The organism is Mesorhizobium sp. M8A.F.Ca.ET.202.01.1.1 (assembly GCF_004791595.1).
Classification (GTDB): domain Bacteria; phylum Pseudomonadota; class Alphaproteobacteria; order Rhizobiales; family Rhizobiaceae; genus Mesorhizobium.
This window is the reverse complement of the sequence record NZ_SRUN01000026.1, coordinates 1-21913: the sequence shown is the minus strand read 5'-3', so window position 1 is coordinate 21913 and position 21913 is coordinate 1. Positions and strand designations below refer to the sequence as shown.

General features: G+C 64.8%; 20 protein-coding genes. 11 read left to right on the top strand and 9 right to left on the bottom strand.

Translation table 11 applies throughout. From position 1 onward, the window contains the following. Positions 1 to 76 precede the first annotated feature (76 nt). The gene (locus EN845_RS32240) at positions 77 to 568 is read right to left on the bottom strand and encodes a hypothetical protein (RefSeq protein WP_127871063.1); all 492 of its coding nucleotides are present in this window, start codon (positions 566 to 568) and stop codon (positions 77 to 79) included. A 276-nt stretch (positions 569 to 844) separates the two neighbouring features. Here EN845_RS32240 and EN845_RS32235 point away from each other — a divergent pair, with 276 nt between their 5' ends. Then, the gene (locus tag EN845_RS32235) at positions 845 to 2848 is read left to right on the top strand and encodes a PhoX family phosphatase (RefSeq protein ID WP_127871062.1); all 2004 of its coding nucleotides are present in this window, start codon (positions 845 to 847) and stop codon (positions 2846 to 2848) included. Between the two features lie 134 nt (positions 2849 to 2982). Continuing rightward, the gene (locus tag EN845_RS32230) at positions 2983 to 3207 is read left to right on the top strand and encodes a hypothetical protein (RefSeq protein WP_127871061.1); all 225 of its coding nucleotides are present in this window, start codon (positions 2983 to 2985) and stop codon (positions 3205 to 3207) included. Here EN845_RS32230 and EN845_RS32225 read toward each other — a convergent pair. After that, positions 3199 to 4383 (bottom strand): NAD(P)/FAD-dependent oxidoreductase, encoded by a 1185-nt coding sequence (locus tag EN845_RS32225; protein WP_127871060.1) that lies wholly within the window; start codon positions 4381 to 4383, stop codon positions 3199 to 3201. The two genes, EN845_RS32230 and EN845_RS32225, sit on opposite strands and share 9 nt — an antisense overlap. Before the next feature lie 443 nt (positions 4384 to 4826). On the opposite strand from EN845_RS32225, the gene EN845_RS32220 reads away from it, so the two are divergent. Further along, entirely contained in the window at positions 4827 to 5864 is a 1038-nt protein-coding gene (locus EN845_RS32220; protein WP_127871059.1) for a phosphatidylglycerol lysyltransferase domain-containing protein, read from the top strand. Positions 5865 to 5943: 79 nt separating this feature from the next. Here EN845_RS32220 and EN845_RS32215 read toward each other — a convergent pair whose 3' ends face one another. Both EN845_RS32215 and EN845_RS32210 read right to left on the bottom strand, forming a co-directional pair. Next, positions 5944 to 6705, bottom strand: coding sequence for an ABC transporter permease (locus EN845_RS32215; RefSeq protein WP_127871058.1), 762 nt, complete (start codon positions 6703 to 6705; stop codon positions 5944 to 5946). Next, the gene (locus EN845_RS32210; protein WP_127871057.1) at positions 6702 to 7628 is read right to left on the bottom strand and encodes an ABC transporter ATP-binding protein; all 927 of its coding nucleotides are present in this window, start codon (positions 7626 to 7628) and stop codon (positions 6702 to 6704) included. Before EN845_RS32210 ends, EN845_RS32215 begins: the two co-directional genes overlap by 4 nt. Before the next feature lie 295 nt (positions 7629 to 7923). Between EN845_RS32210 and EN845_RS32205 the strand changes: the two genes are divergently transcribed. Further along, positions 7924 to 9285 (top strand): cytochrome ubiquinol oxidase subunit I, encoded by a 1362-nt coding sequence (locus EN845_RS32205; protein WP_127871056.1) that lies wholly within the window; start codon positions 7924 to 7926, stop codon positions 9283 to 9285. A 283-nt stretch (positions 9286 to 9568) separates the two neighbouring features. After that, a complete protein-coding gene (locus EN845_RS32195) occupies positions 9569 to 10573 on the top strand; it encodes a cytochrome d ubiquinol oxidase subunit II (RefSeq protein ID WP_127871055.1) in 1005 nt (334 codons plus the stop codon). A 45-nt stretch (positions 10574 to 10618) separates the two neighbouring features. Here EN845_RS32195 and EN845_RS32190 read toward each other — a convergent pair whose 3' ends face one another. Next, a complete protein-coding gene (locus tag EN845_RS32190; RefSeq protein WP_127871289.1) occupies positions 10619 to 13207 on the bottom strand; it encodes an AAA family ATPase in 2589 nt (862 codons plus the stop codon). 223 nt (positions 13208 to 13430) lie between these two features. On the opposite strand from EN845_RS32190, the gene EN845_RS32185 reads away from it, so the two are divergent. The 3 genes from EN845_RS32185 (at position 13431) to EN845_RS32175 (ending at position 14524) form a co-directional block, all read left to right on the top strand. Continuing rightward, complete coding sequence (locus tag EN845_RS32185) at positions 13431 to 13706, top strand: DUF4242 domain-containing protein (RefSeq protein WP_127871054.1); 276 nt, start codon at positions 13431 to 13433, stop codon at positions 13704 to 13706. Further along, positions 13681 to 13947, top strand: a complete 267-nt coding sequence (locus EN845_RS32180; protein WP_127871053.1) for a hypothetical protein — start codon at positions 13681 to 13683, stop codon at positions 13945 to 13947. The genes EN845_RS32185 and EN845_RS32180 overlap by 26 nt, the downstream gene beginning before the upstream one ends. 76 nt (positions 13948 to 14023) lie before the next feature. Next, positions 14024 to 14524 (top strand): hypothetical protein, encoded by a 501-nt coding sequence (locus tag EN845_RS32175; RefSeq protein WP_127871052.1) that lies wholly within the window; start codon positions 14024 to 14026, stop codon positions 14522 to 14524. 166 nt (positions 14525 to 14690) lie between these two features. Here the strand turns inward: EN845_RS32175 and msrA are convergent, their stop codons facing one another. From msrA to EN845_RS32150, 4 genes are all read right to left on the bottom strand, one after another. Beyond that, the gene (gene msrA, locus EN845_RS32170) at positions 14691 to 15416 is read right to left on the bottom strand and encodes a peptide-methionine (S)-S-oxide reductase MsrA (RefSeq protein ID WP_127871051.1); all 726 of its coding nucleotides are present in this window, start codon (positions 15414 to 15416) and stop codon (positions 14691 to 14693) included. A gap of 233 nt (positions 15417 to 15649) precedes the next feature. After that, positions 15650 to 15967: a hypothetical protein gene (locus EN845_RS32165; RefSeq protein WP_127276450.1), complete on the bottom strand. Its 318-nt coding sequence runs from the start codon at positions 15965 to 15967 to the stop codon at positions 15650 to 15652. A 113-nt stretch (positions 15968 to 16080) separates the two neighbouring features. Continuing rightward, the gene (locus tag EN845_RS32160; RefSeq protein ID WP_167531552.1) at positions 16081 to 16785 is read right to left on the bottom strand and encodes a DUF1223 domain-containing protein; all 705 of its coding nucleotides are present in this window, start codon (positions 16783 to 16785) and stop codon (positions 16081 to 16083) included. A 362-nt stretch (positions 16786 to 17147) separates the two neighbouring features. Continuing rightward, entirely contained in the window at positions 17148 to 18230 is a 1083-nt protein-coding gene (locus EN845_RS32150) for a pilus assembly protein TadG-related protein (protein ID WP_127871050.1), read from the bottom strand. A 206-nt stretch (positions 18231 to 18436) separates the two neighbouring features. Here EN845_RS32150 and lepA point away from each other — a divergent pair, with 206 nt between their 5' ends. The 3 genes from lepA to EN845_RS32135 all read left to right on the top strand — a co-directional run bounded on the left by lepA (position 18437) and on the right by EN845_RS32135 (position 21457). After that, positions 18437 to 20242: a translation elongation factor 4 gene (lepA, locus tag EN845_RS32145; protein ID WP_127871049.1), complete on the top strand. Its 1806-nt coding sequence runs from the start codon at positions 18437 to 18439 to the stop codon at positions 20240 to 20242. A 206-nt stretch (positions 20243 to 20448) separates the two neighbouring features. Further along, positions 20449 to 20961: a hypothetical protein gene (locus EN845_RS35645; protein ID WP_167531551.1), complete on the top strand. Its 513-nt coding sequence runs from the start codon at positions 20449 to 20451 to the stop codon at positions 20959 to 20961. A gap of 10 nt (positions 20962 to 20971) precedes the next feature. Next, positions 20972 to 21457, top strand: coding sequence for a hypothetical protein (locus EN845_RS32135; RefSeq protein WP_127871048.1), 486 nt, complete (start codon positions 20972 to 20974; stop codon positions 21455 to 21457). Positions 21458 to 21913 lie beyond the last annotated feature (456 nt).

The following is a 21913-nucleotide window of genomic DNA, read 5'->3' as shown; positions in this document are numbered from 1 at the left end:
TGAAGCTGGTCGTTGCCTGTTGACCAGCTTCACAAGGCCTAGATTTCAGAAGGCCGAGATTTCAGAAGGCCAAGGTTCAGAGGGCCTTGAGGCGGCTGACATCGGCCGGTGTGGCCGGGCGGTCGATGATCGTGCGGTCGAGCGCATCCTTCATCCTGAAACGGCCGTTCTCGATCTTTTCCGTTATGCCGTCGGGGTGCTGAACCGTAATCTTGTTGCCGTCCACGTCGATCTCGTCGCCGGTGATGGCGTTGACATGGCTGCTCTTCCCGCTCTGGCCCTTGCCGGACCCTGAATTGCCGCCACCGTTATCAGCGCCATTTCCGTTGCCGTTGTTGCCGCCGCCGTTGCCGTTTCCATTGTTGCCGCCGCCGTTTCCGCCGCCGCTATTCCCACCGCCACCGCCGCCGTCATTGCCACCCCCACCCTTGCCGGCGAGTGCGGTCGCGGCCTCGATTCCAGGCACGAAGCCATGAAAGGCAATTCCATAGGGAGCGATGGTCAGCGCCAGAAGCGCCGCCGATCCGAAAGCCAGCCGGCAACAACGGGCCGTTATCGATCCGTGCATCCTGAACTCCGTCGATTGAGCCGGCGCGCCCACCCCAACGTTGCAGTGCAACCAACATCGCCGAAACACGTGGTGACCGGAAGCGACCTCCGACCGTTGCGTTTGTCCTCCAGGACCTTTGCAGGCGCAAGATTGGACTAAAGTCCGAGGTCCGACGTGAAAAACGATGTCGTGAGGGGAGCGGCAGCGCGGATACCATGTCACGAAAATGTGATCAGCCGACTGTAAGGCGGTCGATCAGGCAACAAGCTCCAGCCAATCCAGCCAGAGGCTCTCATGACCGAACATCGCTCCCCCGACGCCCGATTCCGCACCAGCCTGCTCGAGGAAAACGAAGGCCCGGCCAACAATCCCAGCGAAAACCACACGATGGGCGAGATCATCGCCGCGCGGTTTTCGCGCCGGGGTTTCCTCAAGGGTTCGCTTGCCGTCTCGGCGATCGCCGCCACCGTCAGCCCGCTGGCGATGATCGCCGCCGACGATGCCCGCGCCGCGGAAGGCTCGGCCTTCAAGTTCGACGAGCTGGAGGCCGGCATCGACGACAAGCACCATGTCGCGCCGGGCTACGACGCCGATGTGTTGCTGCGCTGGGGCGATCCGCTGTTTGCCGATTCGCCGGAATTCGATCCGACCAAGCAGTCGGCACAAGCCCAGGCCAGGCAGTTCGGCTACAACAACGACTATGTCGGCTATATCGCGATCGATGGCTCGGCGGAACATGGCCTGCTGGTGGTCAACCACGAATACACCAACCCGCATCTGATGTTCCCGGGCATCGTCAAGATCGTCGAGAAGGACGGCAAGAAGGCGGCCGAGGTGGCGCCGCTCTCGAAGGAGCAGGTCGATGTCGAGATGGCCGCGCATGGCGGCACCATCGTCGAGATCCGCAAGGACGGCGGCAAATGGCAGGTTGTGCGTGACGGCAAGCTCAACCGCCGCATTACCTCCAACACCGAGATGGCGCTGTCCGGCCCGGTCGCCGGCCATGACCGCGTCAAGACCAATGCCGATCCGTCCGGGACGAAAGTCTTCGGCACGATCAACAACTGCGCCGGCGGCGTCACGCCCTGGGGCACCTATGTGATGGCCGAGGAGAACATCCATGGCTATTTCTCCGGCGAGCTGCCGGAAGGCCACAAGGAAGCCGCCAACTACAAGCGCCTCGGCATCCCGGAAGGCGCCTATGAATGGGGCGCGCATTACGACCGCTTCAACCTGGCCAAGGAGCCGAACGAGCCCAACCGCTTCGGCTGGATCGTCGAGGTCGATGTCCACGACCCGGATTCGGTGCCGCGCAAGCGCACCGCCATGGGCCGCTTCAAGCATGAGGGCGCCGAATCGATCGTCGCCAAGGACGGCCGCGTCGTCTTCTATCTCGGCGACGACGAGCGCTTCGACTATGTCTACAAATTCGTCACCAAGGGCATGTTCAATGCCGGAGACCGCGCGGCCAACAAGGACCTGCTCGACGACGGCACACTGCATGTCGCCAGATTCGCCGAGGACGGCTCGGTCGAATGGATGCCTATCGTGTTCGGCCAGGGTCCGCTGACGGCGGAAAACGGCTTTGCCGGCCAGGCCGACGTGCTGATCGAGACGCGCCGCGCCGCCGACCTGCTTGGCGCCACCAAGATGGACCGGCCCGAAGACATCCAGCCCAATGCCGGCAACGGCAAGGTCTATGTCATGCTGACCAACAATTCCAAGCGCAAGGCCGATCAGGTCGACGCCGCCAACCCGCGCGACGGGAATGCCTTCGGCCACATCATCGAGATCGTCGAGGACGGCGGCGATTTCGCCGCCACAAAGGGCAAGTGGGAAGTGCTGCTGAAATGCGGCGACCCGTCGGTGGCCGATGTCGGCGCCACCTTCTCCACCGCGACGACGGCCAATGGCTGGTTCGGCATGCCCGACAATTGCGCGATCGATTCGGCCGGGCGCCTGTGGGTCGCCACCGACGGCCAGGGCCCGAAGGCCACCGGCCGCACCGATGGCCTGTGGGCGGTGGACACGGAAGGATCGGCGCGGGCGACCTCGAAACTGTTCTTCCGGGTGCCGATCGGGGCCGAGATGTGCGGCCCGCTGTTTACGCCGGACGATCAGACCGCCTTCGTCGCCGTCCAGCATCCGGGCGACGGCGGCGAGGACTGGGACGCGTTTGGCCGGCCTTCCTATTATGAGGACCTGTCGACCCGCTGGCCCGATTTCAAGCCCGACATGCCGGTACGGCCTGCGGTCGTGGCGATCACCAAACAGGGCGGCGGCAAGATCGGCGTCTGACGTCGAGCGAGACAAAACGAGAGGGGCTTCGGCGATCCGCGGCCCCTTTTTTTTGCGCGGCATTGCATTCAAGCCTCGGGAAAGATTGGCAATTTACACATGGCGCCCTAAATCGTGATGAGGAGATCATCGCCATGCCCAAGTCGATCTACGACCGTGGCCTGCTCAAACCTGACGAAGTGGCCACGTTGCAACGTGTCTTCGATGAGGCCTGCCGCCGACGGCAAGCGCATCCCGAATCCACGGAGGCGCGTGAATTGGCCCTCACCTTGCTTGCCCTCCACAATGCCGGCATGGTCGACGAGGAAATGCTGACCGAGGCTGTCGGCTTCCGGCGGCTGGAGCCGAAATCAGCGTGAGGTGCCCGGCTGGCCGGGACCGGCGATGCGCCTGGCTATCGCCTTGGCCAATATGCCGGCATTGGCGAAACAGCCGCGGATGCTCGGCCGCATGCCGGTGAACCACAGGCCGGGCAGTTTCGGATCGGCCTGACCGCCGTTGAAGAGCGGAACGCCCTTTTCGTCGAGCACGCCGAGATTGCCGACCATGCGCTCCAAGCCGGTGCGGTAGCCCGTCGCGGCAATGACGATGTCGGGAGCGATCAGGCTGCCATTGGCCAGGATGACGCCATCGCGGGTGAACTCCCGTATCCCCGGCACCACCAGGATCCTGCCCGATTTGATGGCATTGACGGCGCCATCGTCGGCGGCGATCGCGGTGTAGTCCGAAGTCAGGCGGCTGGCGCCGCCGGCAGGTGCCCGCGGCATGCCGAATTTGGTGAGATCGCCGAAAACCAGGCGCTGCGTCACCGCCATCACCGCGTCGGCGACGCGCAGCGGCAAGCGCGCCATGAGCGGCGAGAGGCGATGCACGGCGATCTTGCCGATACGCTTGGGCAAGAGGACGGGGCCGTTGCGGGCCGACAGCCAGGCGGCGGCGGTATCGATGCCCGCCAGGTGGTTGAGGGCATCGAAGCCCGAATTGCCGGCGCCGACAACCAGCACCTTCTTGCCCGCATAGGCCTGGGCGTCGCCAAAATCGGCCGAATGGATGATCCGGCCCCTGAACGCCTCCATGCCCTTCCATTGCGGCGTGTAGGGCTCCCTGTCGCGGCCGGTGGCGACGACGACATGACGCGCCAGGCGCGAGCCGGCGCTGGTGCGCACGATCCAGTGGTCGCCTCCGGACATGATGGCCTCGACGGAAACGCCAAACTCCACCGGCAAACGGTTCGCCTCATGGAAATCGTTCATATGGCCGATGACGACATCCCGGTGCGGAAAGGCAGGGGTACCCTTGGGATAGGCAAGGCCGGGCAGCGCCGAGAGATCGCGGTGGGTGTTGAGGTGCAGCTGTTCGTGGCGCCGGCGCCAGGGCTCGGCCAGCCGGCTTTCCTTCTCCAGGACCACCGTCGCCACGCCGGCCTTCATCAAGGCCCGCGCGACAGCCAGCCCCGCGGCGCCGGCGCCAATGACGATCGCCGGCTCGACAGCCAGCAACTGCTCCATCATCGTCCCGGGTGTCGTGTCAGCCATTCACACTCGAATCCCATTCGCCCTTGCGGCAACCCCGAAGGCACGCAGGCCGCTGTAACAGTTTGATCGCGCGCCGAGCCCGAACGGCAAATCGAAGCCGATTTTCAATGGGCCTGCGCCGAGCCGTGGTCTCGCCCCGGAGCATTCCGCCGCCGGGCGAAAACTACCGGATCGCGCAACCGCGGCCAAAACCACGACATGAAACGGTTGCCCGCTTCTGTCCGAATACATCCAGCCCTATATGGCATATCGGCGGCATCGGCGATAACCAGGTCGCGGCAAAGTGATTGATTCGAGGTCCGGGGGCTGGTGGACCTCTTCTGACGATGCAGGAATTCGAACCCGTAACCGACTCGGCTTCCCGCTAGAAATCAAGGCGCCACGGCGGTCTTGCGTGCCATTCAAGGCATGCGGCGCCGCAGACGGCACGCGGAATCTCGACCATGCCCTCCTTGCGGATCTATTTCGACAACATCCTCGAGGGCGCCTCGCCCAAGGTCGAGCGACTGGCGCTGACGCATGTCGAGCGGCTGGCGCTGGTGCGCCGCTATGGCGATTTCTCGCTCGCCTATTCCACCGCCGCGCAGCGCAAGCTTTCCTATTTTGGCGACGCCGACGGCTACATCGCCTTCGGCACCAAGATGAGGCATCATTTCGCGCTCGGCGATCCGGTGGCGGCGCCGGCGCAGCGGCCCGATTATATCAGACGCTTCGTCGAGCGTGCCGGCGGCCCATGGTTCGTGCAGATCGGCGAACAGACCGCCCAGGTCCTTGCCGGACTCGGCTACAAGGTCAACCGGCTGGGCATCGACACCCGCCTTGTCCTGCCCGACCATGATTTTTCCGGCAAGCGCAACGAGACCGTGCGCTATTCCGAGCGCTGGCTGCTGAAGAAAGGCTTTTCGTTCGAGGAGGACAAGCGCACGATCCATCTCGACGAGATCTCCCGGCTCTCCCAAAACTGGCGCGGCGACCGTATCGTCAAGCGCTGGGAGATGGGTTTTCTCAACCGTCCGTTTTACGAGCAGCTCGGCACCGACATGCGCCGTTTCGTCCTGCACGGTCCCGATGGCGACCTGGTCGCCCTGCTCGACTTCGATCCGCTGTTCGCCGACGGCAAGGTGATAGGCTACACCACCGCCTTCAAGCGCAAGCATATCGATGCCTCGCCGCATGCCGAGATCGGCCTGACCAAATTCGCCGTCGACCGCTTTCGCGAGGAAGGCGTTTCGGTGGTGACGCTCGGCCTGTCGCCGCTGGTCGATGTCGGCCCGAGCGGATTTGCCGAAAGCGAGTTCTGGCGCAACACCTTCCAGCGCGCCTACGACTCGCCCTGGATCAACCGCCGCAGGTTCAACCTGCAGGGACAGGCGGCATTCAAGCGCCGCTTCCATGGCGCCGAGGAGCCGGTCTATATCGCCTTTCGCGAGGGGGCCTACATCGAGATGCTGGGGTTGCTGCGGCTGGTCAAGGCCGTCTGATATCCGCCGATATTCAGGTGAGGTCGGGCTGAGCTGAATCTCAGCAATCTCGGCTGCGGCTCAGGACGCCTTCAGCCGATCAGTTGCGCAGCCGGTAGCCGGTCCGGAAGATCCAGGCGACGATCGCGATGCAGGCGGCCAGGAACACCAGCGTCATGCCGAGGCTGATGCCGACCGAGACGTCGGCCTTGCCGTAGAAACTCCAGCGAAAGCCGCTGATCAGGTAGACCACCGGGTTGAACAGCGTGATCGTCTTCCAGATGCCCGGCAGCATGTGGATCGAATAGAAGCTGCCGCCGAGGAAGGTCAGCGGGGTGACGATCAGCAGCGGCACCAGCTGCAGCTGCTCGAAGCTTTTCGCCCAGATGCCGATGATGAAGCCGAACAGGCTGAAGGTGACCGCCGTCAGGATCAGGAAGGCAAGCATCCAGAAGGGATGTTCGATCTGCAGCGGCACGAACAGCGAGGCCGTCGCCAGGATGATCAGGCCGAGGATGATCGACTTGGTGGCCGCGCCTCCGACATAGGCGATGACGATCTCCAGATAGGAGACCGGCGCCGACAGGAGCTCGTAGATCGAGCCGACGAATTTCGGGAAATAGATGGCGAAGGAGGCGTTGGAGATCGACTGCGTCAAGAGCGACAGCATGATCAGTCCCGGCACGATGAAGGCGCCGTAGCTGATGCCGTCGATCTCGGTGATGCGCGAGCCGATGGCCGAGCCGAAGACGACGAAATAGAGCGATGTCGAGATGACCGGCGAGATGATGCTTTGCAGCACGGTGCGGAACGCACGCGCCATCTCGACCCGGTAGATCGCCCATACCGCACGCAGGTTCATGGCTCTTGCCTCAGGAGACTGACGAAGATCTCTTCGAGCGAGCTGTTCTTGGTGTCGAGATCGCGGAACTGGATGCCGGCGGCCTCGAGATCCCTGATCAGCGAGGCGACGCCCGGCCGGTCGCTCTGGTTGTCATAGGTGTAAGTGAGCTGGGTGCCGTCCGGCGACAGTTCGAGCGCGTAGCGCGAGAGCCCGTCGGGCACGCTGCCGAGCGGCGCGCGCAGCTCCAGCGTCATCTGCTTGCGGCCGAGCTTGAGCATCAGTTCGGCCTTGCCCTCGACCAGGATGATTTCGCCGCGGTTGATGACGCCGACGCGGTCGGCCATGGCCTCGGCTTCCTCGATATAGTGCGTGGTGAGGATGATGGTGACGCCGTCCTCGCGCAACCGGCGCACCATTTCCCACATGTCCTGGCGCAGCTCGACGTCGACGCCGGCGGTCGGCTCGTCGAGGAACAGGATGCGCGGCTCGTGCGACAGCGCCTTGGCGATCATCAACCGCCGCTTCATGCCGCCCGACAGGGTGATCGCCTTGGCGTCCTTCTTGTCCCACAGCGACAGATCGCGCAGCACCTTCTCGACAAAGGCCGGATTGGCTGGCTTGCCGAACAGGCCGCGGCTGTAATTGACCGTTGCCCAGACGCTCTCGAAGGCGTCGATGGTGAGCTCCTGCGGCACCAGCCCGATCAGGCTGCGCGCGGCGCGATAGTCCTTGTTGATGTCGTGGCCGTCGACGGTGACGGTGCCCGACGAGCGGTTGACGATGCCGCAGACGATCGAGATCAGGGTCGTCTTGCCGGCGCCGTTGGGGCCGAGCAGGGCGAAAATCTCGCCGCGCTGGATATCGAGATTGACTTCCTTGAGCGCGGTGAAGCCGGTGGCGTAGGTCTTGGAGACCCCGGAAATGGACAGAATGGAGGGCATGGTTGAAAACGGCTGCCTGAAAGAGGTGACTTCATATAGGCCTGTTGTCGCCCAGTGCAACCGCAAGTCAATGCCGCTGCTGCCAGTTCTCGACACCGGGGCGCGGGCTGGCTGAAAACAGATCGCCTGCATCCGGTAAAATTGTCCTGTGGCGTTCAGCCTCGCGGCGGGACGCCGCTTTGACCTGCCCCCGCTTCGGGCCTATCCTTCGCCAGTATTGGAGCAATTCCAGGAAAAGTGTAAAGCGGTTTTCCGCCCGGAATTGCGTCGAAATAATAAGCAGCCGGAGCCCGCCATGGACCCGCTTATTCTCTCGCGCATGCAGTTCGGCGCGAATATCTCGTTTCATATCCTGTTTCCGACGATCACAATTGCCCTTGGCTGGGTGCTGCTGTTCTTCAAGCTGCGTTACAACGCGACCAATGATTCCGCCTGGATGCGCGCCTATTTCACCTGGGTGAAGGTGTTCGCGCTGTCCTTTGCCATGGGCGTGGTTTCGGGCGTCACCATGAGCTTCCAGTTCGGCACCAACTGGCCGGGCTACATGGAGCATGTCGGCAACATCGCCGGACCGCTGCTCGCCTACGAGATCCTGACCGCCTTCTTCCTCGAAGCGGCCTTCCTCGGCATCATGCTGTTCGGGTTCCGTCGCGTTTCCAACCGCGTCCACACGCTGGCGACGGTGCTGGTCGCCGGCGGCACCACGCTGTCGGCCTTCTGGATCATCGCACTCAATTCCTGGATGCAGACCCCGGCCGGCTTCGAGATGCGCGATGGCGTGGCACATGCCGTCGACTGGTGGGCCATCGTCTTCAACCCGTCCATGCCCTACCGGCTGGTGCACATGCTGCTCGCCTCGGGGCTTACGGTCTCGTTCCTGATCGCTGGCCTGTCGGCGCTGCGCTACCTCAAGGGCGACCGTTCGGAATCGATGTGGAAGGCGCTGCGCACCGGCGTCTTCACCGCCGCCATCCTCATCCCGATCCAGATCCTGGCAGGCGACCAGCATGGGCTCAACACGCTGGAACACCAGCCGCAGAAGATCGCGGCCATGGAGGCCAACTGGAACACCGGTCCCAACGTGCCGCTGGTGCTGTTCGCGCTGCCCGACGAGGCGGCCAAGGAAAACAGATTCGAGATCGCGATTCCGGACGGGGCCAGCCTTATCCTGCGGCACAGCGCCGACGGTGTCGTGCCAGGGCTGAACGACTATCCCGGCAACCACCCGCCGGTCTTTCCGCTCTTCTGGAGCTTCCGCATCATGGTCGGCACCGGGCTTTTGATGCTCGCCGTCTCATGGTCGGCAGCCTTCTTCCTCAAGCGCCGGCATTCGCTGCCGAGGCCACTCGCCTTGCTGATGGTGCCGATGGCGCTGTCGGGCTGGCTGGCGACACTGGCCGGCTGGTACACGACCGAGATCGGCCGCCAGCCCTGGCTGGTGACCGGCGTGCTGAAGACCGCCGATGCCGTCGGGCCGGTGGCCGGCAGCCATGTCGCGCTGACGCTCGCCATCTATCTCCTGCTCTACGTGCTTTTGCTGATCGCCTATCTCGGCGTGCTGGTGCACCTGGCGCTGAAGGCGGCCAAGGATGGCGATTCATCGCCGCTGCCGGGCGTGATGAAGACGGCCATGTCGCAACCGGCGGCGGGGGAGTGAGCATGCTTTCATCGCAGGTCCGCGCCGCCCCTCACCTGCCTGCCGGCATCCTCTCCCCGTATAGGGACGGGGAGAGGGGCGCTGTCGTCGCCGATTTCGCTTCTCGTCAGCGTTGCTGGATGGGTGCCGGCGTTGCGGCCAGCCCCCTTCTCCCCGTCACTATGCGGGGAGAAGTGCCCGGCAGGGCGATGAGGGGCGGCGCCAACCCCGACAATCGATTTGAAACGATCGCTTCAAGCGGTAAGGCCGTGCACCGGGCCTATCGCGGCTGGGAGATATCCCGATGACCTATGACTGGCCAACCCTGCTCCCCCTCATCTTCGCCGGCCTGATGGGCCTCGCCATCCTGATCTATGTCATTCTCGACGGGTTCGACCTCGGCATCGGCATCCTGTTCGCCGCCGCCGAGGACACCGAGCAGGACACGATGATCGCGGCGATCGGCCCGTTCTGGGACGCCAACGAGACCTGGCTGGTGCTGGCCGTCGGCCTGCTGCTGGTCGCCTTTCCGCTGGCGCATGGCGTCATCCTGACGGCGCTCTACATTCCCGTCTTCGTGCTTTTGGTCGGGCTGATCCTGCGCGGCGTCGCCTTCGATTTCCGCGCCAAGGTTCCGGCCGGCCGCAAGCACCGCTGGAACCGCATCTTCTTCCTCGGCTCGATCACCGCGTCGCTGGCGCAGGGCTACATGCTGGGTGTCTACGTGCTCGGCCTCGATGTCGGGCCGGGCGGCATGGCGTTCGGCGTGCTGGTGGCGTTCTGCCTGGCCGCCGCCTACGCGGCGATGGGCGCTGCCTGGGTGATCTACAAGGCCGAAGGCGAGTTGCAGAAGAAGGCAGTGCGCTGGCTGCGCACGGCACTGGTGCTGACCGCGCTCGGCATGGCCGCGGTGTCGCTGGCGACGCCCTTCGCCAGCCCGCGCATCTTCGACAAATGGTTCGTCTGGCCGCAGATGCTCTATCTGTCGCCGCTGCCGATCCTGTCGGCGCTGCTGTTCCTCTGGCTGTGGCGGCAGACCTTCCACCTGCCGAGGCCCGACGACCGCCATTCGCTGACGCCGTTCCTGACGCTCGCCGCCATCTTCGCGCTCGGTTTTGCCGGGCTGGCCTGGTCGTTCTATCCGTTCGTGGTGCCCGATCGCCTGACCATCTGGCAGGCGGCGTCGGCGCCCGAAAGCCAGGCGATCATCCTGGCCGGCACCGTGGTGGTGCTGCCGGTGATCATCTTCTATTCGTTCTATGCCTACCGCGTGTTCGGCGGCAAGGCGACGGATCTGACTTACGATTGAGGCTCTGCCTGCGAGCAGGGCGGGCGGCGAATCAAGCGTGCCGGCTCAGATCAGCCCGCTGTCGCGCGCGGCGGCGGTGGCCTCGCCGCGCGACACGGCTTCCAGCTTGCCCAGCACCGCCGAGACATGGTGGTCGACCGTTTTGGGCGAAATGGCGAGATGCTCGGCGATGCGCTTGTTGGACAAGCCGCGCTCGATCAGCTGCAGCACTTCCATCTGGCGCTCGGTCAGGCCGGCGCGGTTGGCGCGCGTGGAGCGGCGCGGGCCACGGGCGATGTGAATGACACCGCTTCGGCGCATGATGTCGCGCACGTGCTGGGCGACCGGCCGGGCGCCAAGCGCCTCGAATATCTCCAGCGCCACCCGCTGTGCGACTTCGTCGCCCTGGGCAAGCGCCAATGCGCGTTCGTAAGGCGCGTCGAGCTCGACCCAGGCCGAGGCCGCGCCACGCCAGTCCCCGGTGAGCAGCATCCTGTAGGGCAAGGCCATGCCGGCCGTGTCTCCGGGATCGACATCCGGTACCAGCATTCGCCGCCAGACGGCCAGTTCGGCAAAGACAGCCCGCGTCGGTGACAGGCCTTCGGCAAGCCCGATGAGCCGCAGCGCCTCGTCCTTGTCCGCCTGCCCAAGCCAGGCCTGTTCGGCAACCACCGCCGCGTAGGGCAGCAGCCGCTGCAGCTCGATGCCCTTTTCCAGGAACCGCTTCATCTCCGCCAAAAGCGGCTCGGCCGATGGGTCGCCGCGCCGAAGGCGCAGTTTCGCCAGCGCCACCAAAGCGGGATAGCGCACCAGGGCCGTGGCCTGATCGTTGCCAATCACATCCAGCGCCTCGGAAGCCGCCTCATCCCAGCATCCCTGACGCAGCCGCAATTGCGCGCGCACGCCGTGCATATAGTCGCGCCATGTCGCCAGATCGTTCTCGACGCAGTAATCGATGCCGCGATCGAGGAAGGATTGGGCCTCGCGATAGTCGAGCTGGTTCATGCCGCCACAAGCGCAGTTGGTGAAGGCGCGTGCCGCGTGCTCCTGAAAATTCTCCTGCAGCGCGATTTCGAGGCTGCGGGCAAGATGCCGCCGGCTGCTGGCCAGATCCAGCCACTGCTCGGCGGCGCCGACATTGTTGAGGGCGTGGCAGACGACATCCGGCCGGTTCAACCGTTCGGCGAGCTCTATCGCCCTGGAGCCCAGCGACAACGCTTCGTGCAGTCTCTCGGCCAGCATCGCCAGCTGCGAAAGGTTCGAATAGGCCATGGCAAGCTCGGCACTTGGCCCAACGCTCTCCAGCAACGCGACCGCCTGGGCGCCGAACCGGTCGGCGGCCTGCCGGTCGCCCAGGAGATAGGCGAAGCGGGACAGCCATCTGAGGCTGTCGCCTTCTTTCAGACTGTTGCCGAGCGCCTGTTGCAGTGCGCGCGCCTGCTCCTGCGCCTCGATGGCGTCGGCGATGCGCGCGATCAAATGGCACTCGAAGGCATATTGCTCGTAAAGCCCGGCGCGCTCTTGCGCGGGCAAGGTGTCGGCCTGGCGCAAGGCGACCTCATAATAGCCGGTGGCGTCGCGATGGGCGCCAACGCGGGAGGCCTCGCGCGCCGCGACCGGCGCCAGTTCGCGCACCGTCTCCAGATTGTGCGCCTCCACCGCGTGATGGACCAGCCGCGCGGTGGCGACGTCGCCCCTTTCGAGCAGCGCCGACAGCGCGCGCTGGTTGAACGCCCGTCGGTGGCTGGTCGTCAGCATCGTCTCGATGGCGTGGCGGGCGATCTCGTGGCGAAACGCATAGGCGTCGCCCAGATCGTCCAGCAAACCGTTGGAGACGCATTCCGCGAGCTGGCCGGCACTGGCCACGCCGCACAGGCCCGCCAGCGCCCAGGCGTCGGCGCGCCTGGGAAATACCGAGACGGCGTCGAGCATCGAGCGGGCACCGGCCGACAGACGTTCGGCGCGCGCCAGCACCGCGTCGCGCACGCTGGCCGGCAATGCCGTTTCGCATTCGCAGCTCAACAGTTCGGTGACGAAAAAGGCGTTGCCGGCGGTCGCCCGGTAGATGGCATCGCCGTCTCGGCCGGCGGCGCCGGCGAGCGACAGCACCGCCGCCTCGCTCAAAAGCGGCACGTCGATGCGTGCGACGCTTGCGGCCGGGATTTCGCCCAGCGCGCGGCGCACGCGCATCTGGCCCTCGCTGCGGTCCGTGCGCGCCGTCAAAAGCAGCAGGATGTGGGTGTTGGCGATGCGGCGGCCGAGAAAGCGGACGAAGTCGAGCGTCGCGTCATCGGCCCAGTGCAAATCCTCGATCACCAGAATGGTCGCGCCCGCTGTCGCGTCGAAGACGTCCAGCGCGTCGGAAAACAGCGGCAGCCGCTCTCCCCGCCGCGCGTCGACGGCTTGCGGCATTGCCCATTGCGCCTCTCGCGCAAGGTCGTAGAGCGGCCCGAGCGGATCGGGAATCGATAGGTCTTCGCAGGCGCTGCGCAAGATGCGGGCCCGCGCACCGGCTTCGCCGATGAAGGCCTCGACAAGCGCCGACTTGCCGGCGCCCGCTTCGCCCGACAACGCCGCCACGTGACCGCGGCCGCGGCCGGCCTGTGCCAGCAAGCCGTCCAATTGCGCCAGCTGTGTCTGCCGTTCCAGAAGCATGGTCATCGGCTCACGTGATCCTGGTTGCGGCCGCCGCGCCCCAACTCGACCGCCAGGGTATCCGGGCTCGGTATCTGCTGTGTGGCTCCTGGACTAAACGCCGTTAACATGGGGAATCGTCCCGCCAAACATAGGGAAAGGTTCCGATGCGCGCCGTTGACGGGCGTGATCATGTCCAGCCGCGCTCAATTCGAGCGTGTCCAATGGAAAAGGGAACCTCGATATGCCCCGCTATGTGGTTGAACGTACATTTCCTGCCGGCCTCAGCGTGCCGATGAACGATGCCGGCGCCGATGCACTGGCCGGAGTGATCATGCGCAACGCCGAGAAGGGCGTCACCTGGGTGCAGTCCTTTGTGTCGCCCGACAGGAAGCAGAGTTTCTGCATCTATGACGCGCCTTCGCCGGAGGCGATCCGCAGCACCGCCCAGAAGAACTCCCTGCCCGTCGACAAGATCACGGAGGTGCGGGTTCTTGACCCTTACTTTTATCGCCCATGAAAGTCCGGCCGCCCAGCGCAATGGCGGCATGCCCGACATGCCGGCCAACGACGCGATGCCTGCCCTGGGAGATGATCGCCGGGCGTGGGGCGTGCCCCGCCGCCTGCGGCGGATCGTGTCGGCGCTTTCCGCGCACTTGCCGGGCAGGCGCCGGCCACCGGAAGGCGACTATCTGAGGCGCGACATCGGCCTGCCGGAGCGCGAAGAGCTGCCCCACTACTGGGACTTCACCCGGTTATAGCCACCGATACGCCCGGCCATACCGCTTCGCCGCGAGGAGCGGGTGCTCCCGCGCGCATCAACAACGAGGAGAGAAAATGAACATCCATCTATGGACCAGACATCTCATCAACCTGTCGATCCTGTCGATCGCGGCCACGGCGGCGAATGCCCATGAAACCGGCGCGCTGGACGAGAAGGTGCGGGCGGCCAATAGCCGCTTCGAGAATGTGGCGATGGCGACCGCCGAAGGCTACGCGCCGATCGCATGCGCCAGCGGCATCAGCGGCGGCGCGATGGGCATCCACTACGTCAATGCCGCCTATCTGAAGGACGACGCGATCGATGTCGCCAAGCCGGAGGCGGTGATGTACGAGCCGATGTCCGACGGCAAGCTCAGGCTTGTTGCCGTCGAATACATCACCTCGAAAGGTCCGGCATCGCTCGGAGGGCAGCTGTTCAACTTCAACAGCGCACCCAACCGCTACGGCCTCGGGGCTTTCTACGAACTGCATGTCTGGGCGTGGAAGAAGAACCCGACCGGGACCTTTGCCGACATGAACCCCGATGTGTCGTGCGATGCGATGAAGGCCATGTAGGCACAAAATCTCCCCCCTCGAGGGGGAGATGTCGCCGTAGGTGACAGAGGGGGTCGCCGGACGTAAGGCGCTAGCCTTCTTCTGTCGCAACAGGTCGAGCCCGGTCGGACCGACCCCCTCTGGCCGCTTCGCGGCCATCTCCCCCTCAAGGGGGGAGATTAGGCACTCAGTTGCTCGCCGAGAGCACCAGTACCGGCTTTTCGCTGTAGAGCGACGGGAACAGCGTCTTCAAATTCGCCACCTTGGGCAGGTCGTTGTAGACGATGTAGGGGTAGGTCGGGTTCAGCGTCAGGAAGTCCTGGTGGTAGTTTTCGGCCGGGTAGAAGGTCTTGCCGGTTTCCAGCGTGGTGACGATGGGCTCGGAAAACACCTTGGCCTTGTCGAGCTGGGCGATGTAGCTCTGCGCGATCTTCTTCTGCGCGTCGTTCTCGGCGAAGATCGTCGAGCGGTACTGGGTGCCGGAGTCCGGTCCCTGGTAGTTGAGCTGGGTCGGGTTGTGGGCGACCGAGAAATAGACCTGCAGCAGCTGGCCGTAGGTGACGACAGAGGGATCATAGGTGATCTCGACGGATTCGGCATGGCCGGTGCGGCCGGTGCCGACCGTCTCGTAGACGGCATCGTCCTTGGCGCCGCCGGTGTAGCCGGAAACCGCCTTGCTGACGCCCTTGACGTGCTGGAACACACCCTGCACGCCCCAGAAGCAGCCACCGGCGAAGATTGCCTTTTCGCTGCCCGTGGCCGCCTTTTCGTCGATTGCCGGCGGCGGGATTTTCACCGCGTCCTCGGCGGAGATGGCAGGCGTCAGCCAGAAGGCGGCGCCCGCGACGGCAAGGGCGAGTGCGGCGAGCGCGCCCCGGACAAGACCGGCCGAACGGTTGTTGATACTGGTCATGGTTGCACTCCTCATGGCTTCCCCCGTTGATCAGTGACTTGGGGGATCAGTCTATTGGATCAGCTACGGTGGCGCGATGCGCGAGTTGCGGCGGCGCCTCACATTCACGTGCGCCCGGACTTTTGCCTTGACGTAATTCCCGACGCAAAACCGCTTCAAGCCTTTGCCGGGATTGTTCCAGCGACTGTCCCCGGATGGACAGGGAGCCCGCCGGGGACAGCCACGCGCCAAGCTCAATTGGCGGTGGCATCCGTTGCCGGCTTCATGGCATCGGTCGCCGGTTTCATCGCATCCGCGGCGGGCTTCATCGCGTCCGCGGCGGGCTTCATGGCATCGGCGGCGGGCTTCATGGAGTTGGTGGCCATCGGGTCGGCCGGCTTCATCGCATCGGTTGCCGGCTTCATCGCGTCCGCGGCCGGCTTCATGGCGTCCGCGGCGGGCTTCATCGCATTGGTGGCATCGTCGGCGCGCGCGATGCCGCCGGCAAACAGCGCGGTCGAGCACAGAGCGAGCGCGAGCGCCGGCAGCGTCAGGCGGGAGAAATTGGTCATGGTCGGTTTCCTTGTGGGGTTGGTGGCACGCCCTTTTGGACGGCCGGGGTCTTGCGCCGCCGCCCATGCGGTGGCGCAAATCTCTGCTCGGCAAATCTCTGCTCGAACGCGATCTAGTTGGCGGCGGCGGCCAGGATCGGCCCGCCGCCGGGCGACTGCACCAGCACGGCGGTGCTGAGACCGCCCGAGGCTGCCGGCAGATCGAGCGTCTTGGCCTCGCCGCTCCAGCTGCCGAGTTTTGTCAGCGCGTGCACGACATTGGCGTGCGGCAAGGTGCGTCCGGTGTTTTCGCCGCGCGCCACCGGCACCTCGACGACACCCTTGGTGTAGCGCACCAGCCAGACATCGGCCTTGCCGCCCGGTGCCGCGCCGGCGCCGATCGCGACCTTGCCGCCGTCGAGCGAAAGCGACGGACCGCCGGTCTTGGCCGTGGCAGTGATCAGATGTTCGATCTCACCGGGTGCGGCGCCGACGACGTCGGCATGGCCGTTGACCACCACTTGCGGCGTGAACGGCCCGTCATGGCCGAGCGGCGGCTCGTAGGAAACCTGGCGCTGGGTGAATTCCTTCTTGCCGAACGTGTCCTTCCAGCCGAGATAGTCCCAATAGGTGACGTTGAACGACAGCGCGAGCACGCCGGGCCGGTCCTTGACCTTGATGAGGTTGGCATTGGCCGGCGGACAGGACGAGCAGCCCTGGCTGGTGAACAGTTCGACCACGCTGAGCGGCTGGGCTGCCGCCGCGCCGAGCGAGGCGGCGAGCGCCAGCGCGGCGAGGCCGGACAGTGCGAGGACCCTGCGTGACATGACTGGCGACATCGGCTTGCTCCGTGGGAGGGCGCCACGATGCGCCCGTCATATCCCCACTTCGCCGCCACTTGCCGCTTCGTTACAGCGCTCACCGGTTTGTGATTGAAGAGCGCCTGCCCCTCTTCCTTGCGGCGCTGGAGATTGGCGAAAACGGTCGCGCGTCCAATCTCCCCCCTCGTGGGGGAGATGTCCGGCAGGACAGAGGGGGGCGTAGAGCGCCTATGCTCGCGCTTTTAAACAGATGTCGGCGCACGCGGGGGACATGGCCGGTCGACCCAGGGCGGAACATCGTGAACTTGGCAAGGTCGGCGGGACAGCGCCCCCCTCTGGCCTGCCGGCCATCTCCCCCACGAGGGGGGAGATCGGCAGTGTCACTGCGTCAGCGCGGTGTCCGAGGGCCGCTTGTTGAAGTCGCACTTGCCGGTCACGTTGTAGAAGAAGTCGGCGTTGCTGACCGGCGCCGGGACCGCGTTGCCGCCGTCTTCCCAGGCCTGATAGGCTGTCGAACCGCAAGGCACGAGGCCGAAGATATCGACGACCTGGCCGGTCGCGATCTCATTGTAATTGATAGCGTTGGTCTGCGGATCCTTGATCCCGCTGTAGAGCCGGTTGGAGGTGGTCGGATCATTCGTCTTGAGATATTGCGGGATGCCTGATGGCACATACATCTGCAGACTGAGGCCACCCATCTGGCTGACATCGATGGACGCGCCAGTGCCATCGGCGGGATACATCGTGTCGACACAGTAAAATTTTGTCTGGAACTTGTCGGTCTGGATCACCGCACCGGCGGGCGGGTTGGAGCCGGCGAGCTTGCAAACCTGCGTCTGGGCCACCGTGGTGACGGTCTTGCCGGTCGAATCGGTCGTAAGGATGCTGGTGGTGGTGGTGCCATAGCCCTTCGGGTCTCCGGTCTTGCCATAGACGTAGTCGATCGTCATCAGCGGCTTGGCCGTCGTCGCACCGAATTGCGTGCCGTAGAGCGTCATCTTCTTGTTCCAGTAGCCCGATACGCCGGTGACCTTGAAGTTGGCCGCGACCAGCGCCGGCGGCTTGCTGACCGCCGAGGCCACGGCGATCGGCACGGTGTCGATCCTGGCGATGGTCATGAAAACGGTCGGCATGGCGAAACTTGCCGTGGCCCGCGCGGTGGTCGCGGTGGCGGTGGTCCCAGCGACGAAGCTGGTCAGCGTCGCTGTGCCTTGTCCGCCGTTGGCGATGAAGGAATCCTGCAGCATCGTCTGGCGCTGCGGCAGCGTCGACGTGGTGTCCATGGTGGTGATCGTCAGGATCGCGGCATCCAGCGCCTGCTGCTGGTTGGACCTGGTCTGGACCGCGCTGGTGTAGTCGACCGAGAAGCCGACGGCCGCGATCAGCGGCATCAGGCTCACCAGGAAGAGCGGCATCATCGACCCGCCGCGGGAACGGGCAAAGCCGCTTGCAAGCTTGAACATTTCCAACCCCCAACAGGCATTAGCGAGCGTGCGATTACCACGCAGCCGGCAAACCAAGGTCTAATCTGAACGATTAAAGTTTATGCATCGTTGGCGCGCAGACCGGTTTTTCGATTCTTTTGCCGATTTCACCGCTTTGTGTGCGGCGGGCAGCCCTTGGGCGCCAAGCCTTGCCGCCGCTTGCCGCCCCTGCTAAAGCGCGCGGCATGAGCACGCCCCTCGACCACATCCGCAATTTTTCCATCGTCGCCCATATCGACCATGGCAAATCGACGCTCGCCGACCGCCTGATCCAGTCGACCGGCGGGCTGGAGCTGCGCGACATGAAGGAGCAGGTGCTGGACTCGATGGACATCGAGCGCGAGCGCGGCATCACCATAAAGGCGCAGACGGTGCGGCTGAAATACCGCGCCAACAATGGCGAGGACTATATCCTCAACCTCATCGACACGCCCGGCCATGTCGACTTCGCCTATGAAGTGTCGCGGTCGCTGGCCGCCTGCGAAGGTTCGCTGCTGGTCGTCGACGCCAGCCAGGGCGTCGAGGCGCAGACGCTCGCCAATGTCTACCAGGCGATCGACAACAACCACGAGATCGTCGTGGTGCTGAACAAGGTCGACCTGCCGGCGGCCGAGCCCGAGCGCATCCGCGAGCAGGTCGAGGAGGTGATCGGCATCGACGCGTCGGGCGCCGTGCTGATCTCGGCGAAGACCGGGCTGGGCATTCCCGACGTGCTGGAAGCGATCGTCCACCAATTGCCGCCGCCGCGCGAGGGCGACGCCACGGCACCGCTGAAGGCGATGCTGGTCGACAGCTGGTACGACGCCTATCTCGGCGTCATCGTGCTGGTGCGCATCATCGACGGCGTGCTGAAAAAGGGCCAGACCATCCGCATGATGGGCACGGGCGCCAAATACCTGGTCGAGCGCACCGGCGTGTTCACGCCCGCCCGCATCAATGTAGAGGAGCTCGGCCCCGGCGAGTTCGGCTTCTTCACCGGCTCGATCAAGGAAGTGGCCGACACCCGCGTCGGCGATACCATCACCGAGGACAGGCGCCAGACCGCGCATGCCTTGCCCGGCTTCAAGCCGGCGCAGCCGGTGGTGTTCTGCGGCCTGTTCCCGGTCGACGCCGCCGATTTCGAGGACCTGCGCGCCGCCGTCGGCAAACTGCGCCTCAACGACGCCAGCTTCTCCTATGAAATGGAAACCAGTGCGGCGCTGGGCTTCGGCTATCGCTGCGGATTCCTTGGCCTGTTGCATCTCGAAATCATCCAGGAGCGGCTGGAGCGCGAGTTCAACCTCGACCTGATCGCCACCGCGCCATCGGTCGTCTATCGGCTGCTGCTCAATGACGGCTCGGTCAAGGAACTGCACAACCCGGCCGACATGCCCGACGTGGTGAAAATCTCGGCCATCGAAGAGCCATGGATCCGCGCCACCATCCTGACCCCCGACGACTATCTCGGCGGCATCCTGAAACTCTGCCAGGACCGGCGCGGCATCCAAGCCGACCTCTCCTATGTCGGCAAGCGCGCCATGCTGACCTACGATCTGCCGCTCAACGAAGTGGTCTTCGATTTCTACGATCGCCTGAAGTCGATCTCCAAAGGCTACGCCTCGTTCGATTACCACCTGACCGACTACCGCGAGGGCGACCTGGTGAAGATGTCGATCCTGGTCAATGAGGAGCCGGTCGACGCGCTCTCGATGCTGGTGCACCGCACGGCGGCGGAAAAGCGCGGCAGGCAGATGTGCGAGAAGCTGAAGGAGCTGATCCCGCACCACCTCTTCAAGATCCCGATCCAGGCCGCCATCGGCGGCAAGGTCATCGCGCGCGAAACCATCTCGGCGCTGCGCAAGGACGTCACCGCGAAGTGCTATGGCGGCGACGTCTCGCGCAAACGCAAGCTCTTGGACAAGCAGAAAGAGGGCAAGAAGCGGATGCGCCAGTTCGGCAAGGTGGATATCCCGCAGGAGGCGTTTATCCAGGCGCTGAAGATGGGGGATTGAGGGGTCCGGCCCGAGGCAGCGGGTCCCACCCCAGTGCGGGTGATGGGACATCCCTGGATACCTACCGCCTTTCCTTTCGCCGGCCACGCCCAAGCTCGCCAAAATCAATTTGAACTGGGCTAACGCGCTTCACACCGGACGGCGGACCGCCCCTTTGAGTATACTCCGTTCCGACGTATCCTCCCCCTAGCTTGGGGAGACACCACATGCGCACCACCCTCGACACCATCGCCTCCATCGGTCTCGCCATAGGCGGCATCTTCGGCCTTGCCGGCACCTTCGTGGCGAGCGATGCGCTGCGCGAGACGCTGTGGGCGATCGACGGCGTGGCGCTGGTGGTGGCGACCGCGCTGCTGACCATGAAATACCAGCGGCTCGGCAATGATTGCGTCGCCGCGGGCTTCCTGACCTTCCTTGCCGGCGAGAGCCTGCTTCTGGCCGGCAATGCGGCCGGGTTGCAGGCCAGCGTGCCTTCCTATGTCGGCGGCATCTCGCTTTGGGCGGCGGCGCTGATCCTGGCCAGCGTGCCCAACACTTTTGCGCTGTGGATGCGGATCACCGGGCTCATTGCCGCCGTGCTGTTCCTGGTGTCGGTGGGCATGGTGCTGTGGGGCGCGCCCTTGCAGCCGACCTCGGCGCCGCTGCCGGCCGCCGGCTATCCCTTCCTGGTGCTGACTTTCGCCGGCTGGATCTGGACCTTGCTGAAGCCCGGCCGGTGAGTGCGCCCCCATGTCCGCCCCCGTCGAATTCCGCAACAGTCCCACCAACAAGTTCTCTTCCGTCGCAGGGTCGTTGCTGATGGCGGCGATTTTTGGCTTCTATACGCTGAAGGGGCTGGCCAACGGCGCCGATGGCGGGCGGGTGTTTTTGGTGGCGCTGCTGGCGCTGGGCTTCCTCGGGTTCGGCGGCTACATGGTGCGCGGCGCCTTCGACACCTCGGTCAAGGTGGTGCTCGACGAAAACGGTTATCGCGATCGCCGCCTCGGCGACGTGCTGGTGCCCTGGGAGACGGTGAAGAGCGTGCGCCTCTCCTCCTCCGGCAAGGGCTCGGGCATGGTCAGTTTCGAACTGACCGGTGAGCCGTCCGACGCGCTGGCCAATGCGCTATTCGGCGGGAACACCGTGCGCATGGAAGTCAACTCGCTCGACATGAGCGGGCTGGACATTGTCGCCGCGATCAAGCGGCTGGCGCCGCATGTGGCGGTGACGGGGTAGACTCTCCCTTCCCGCCCTTGTGGGGGAAGGTGTCGCCGAAGGCGACGGACGAGGGGTGCGCGACGGAGTGAGAGGGTACGGTTTCGCGCCTATCCGATGCGTATCGAGGCGATCAGGGTGTTCGCGCCGCATGTGAGGATCACAGGTTAGGGTAAAGACGACGAAGGTTGGTGCTGCCCCTCACCTGCCTGCCGGCATCCTCTCCCCGTATAGGGACGGGGAGAGGGGTGCTGTGGCCGACGCTTTCGCCAATTATCAGCGCTGCAAGAAAAGTGCCGGCGTTGCGGCCAGCCCCTTTCTCCCCGTCCTATACGGGGAGAAATGCCCGGTGTCCGAACCGGATAGATAGGTAACAGAATGGACCGATAGCATGGGTGACAGTTTTCTTGTCCGCCGGGAGGACCGGCGATGGTTTGGCGAGAAACTGGGATCATGGACGAGCGGCTACGGTTTGTT

Bases quoted from the DNA above. Each gene is read 5' to 3' on its own strand.
- EN845_RS32205 (WP_127871056.1), top strand. From the start codon at position 7,924: ATGGACCCGCTTATTCTCTCGCGCATGCAGTTCGGCGCGAATATCTCG.
- lepA (WP_127871049.1), top strand. From the start codon at position 18,437: ATGAGCACGCCCCTCGACCACATCCGCAATTTTTCCATCGTCGCCCAT.
- EN845_RS32160 (WP_167531552.1), bottom strand. From the start codon at position 16,785: ATGTCGCCAGTCATGTCACGCAGGGTCCTCGCACTGTCCGGCCTCGCC.
- EN845_RS32135 (WP_127871048.1), top strand. From the start codon at position 20,972: ATGTCCGCCCCCGTCGAATTCCGCAACAGTCCCACCAACAAGTTCTCT.
- EN845_RS32220 (WP_127871059.1), top strand. From the start codon at position 4,827: ATGCCCTCCTTGCGGATCTATTTCGACAACATCCTCGAGGGCGCCTCG.
- EN845_RS32235 (WP_127871062.1), top strand. From the start codon at position 845: ATGACCGAACATCGCTCCCCCGACGCCCGATTCCGCACCAGCCTGCTC.
- EN845_RS32190 (WP_127871289.1), bottom strand. From the start codon at position 13,207: ATGCTTCTGGAACGGCAGACACAGCTGGCGCAATTGGACGGCTTGCTG.
- EN845_RS32195 (WP_127871055.1), top strand. From the start codon at position 9,569: ATGACCTATGACTGGCCAACCCTGCTCCCCCTCATCTTCGCCGGCCTG.
- EN845_RS35645 (WP_167531551.1), top strand. From the start codon at position 20,449: ATGCGCACCACCCTCGACACCATCGCCTCCATCGGTCTCGCCATAGGC.
- EN845_RS32175 (WP_127871052.1), top strand. From the start codon at position 14,024: ATGAACATCCATCTATGGACCAGACATCTCATCAACCTGTCGATCCTG.
- EN845_RS32225 (WP_127871060.1), bottom strand. From the start codon at position 4,383: ATGGCTGACACGACACCCGGGACGATGATGGAGCAGTTGCTGGCTGTC.
- msrA (WP_127871051.1), bottom strand. From the start codon at position 15,416: ATGACCAGTATCAACAACCGTTCGGCCGGTCTTGTCCGGGGCGCGCTC.
- EN845_RS32185 (WP_127871054.1), top strand. From the start codon at position 13,431: ATGCCCCGCTATGTGGTTGAACGTACATTTCCTGCCGGCCTCAGCGTG.
- EN845_RS32210 (WP_127871057.1), bottom strand. From the start codon at position 7,628: ATGCCCTCCATTCTGTCCATTTCCGGGGTCTCCAAGACCTACGCCACC.
- EN845_RS32230 (WP_127871061.1), top strand. From the start codon at position 2,983: ATGCCCAAGTCGATCTACGACCGTGGCCTGCTCAAACCTGACGAAGTG.
- EN845_RS32240 (WP_127871063.1), bottom strand. From the start codon at position 568: ATGCACGGATCGATAACGGCCCGTTGTTGCCGGCTGGCTTTCGGATCG.
- EN845_RS32215 (WP_127871058.1), bottom strand. From the start codon at position 6,705: ATGAACCTGCGTGCGGTATGGGCGATCTACCGGGTCGAGATGGCGCGT.
- EN845_RS32165 (WP_127276450.1), bottom strand. From the start codon at position 15,967: ATGACCAATTTCTCCCGCCTGACGCTGCCGGCGCTCGCGCTCGCTCTG.
- EN845_RS32150 (WP_127871050.1), bottom strand. From the start codon at position 18,230: ATGTTCAAGCTTGCAAGCGGCTTTGCCCGTTCCCGCGGCGGGTCGATG.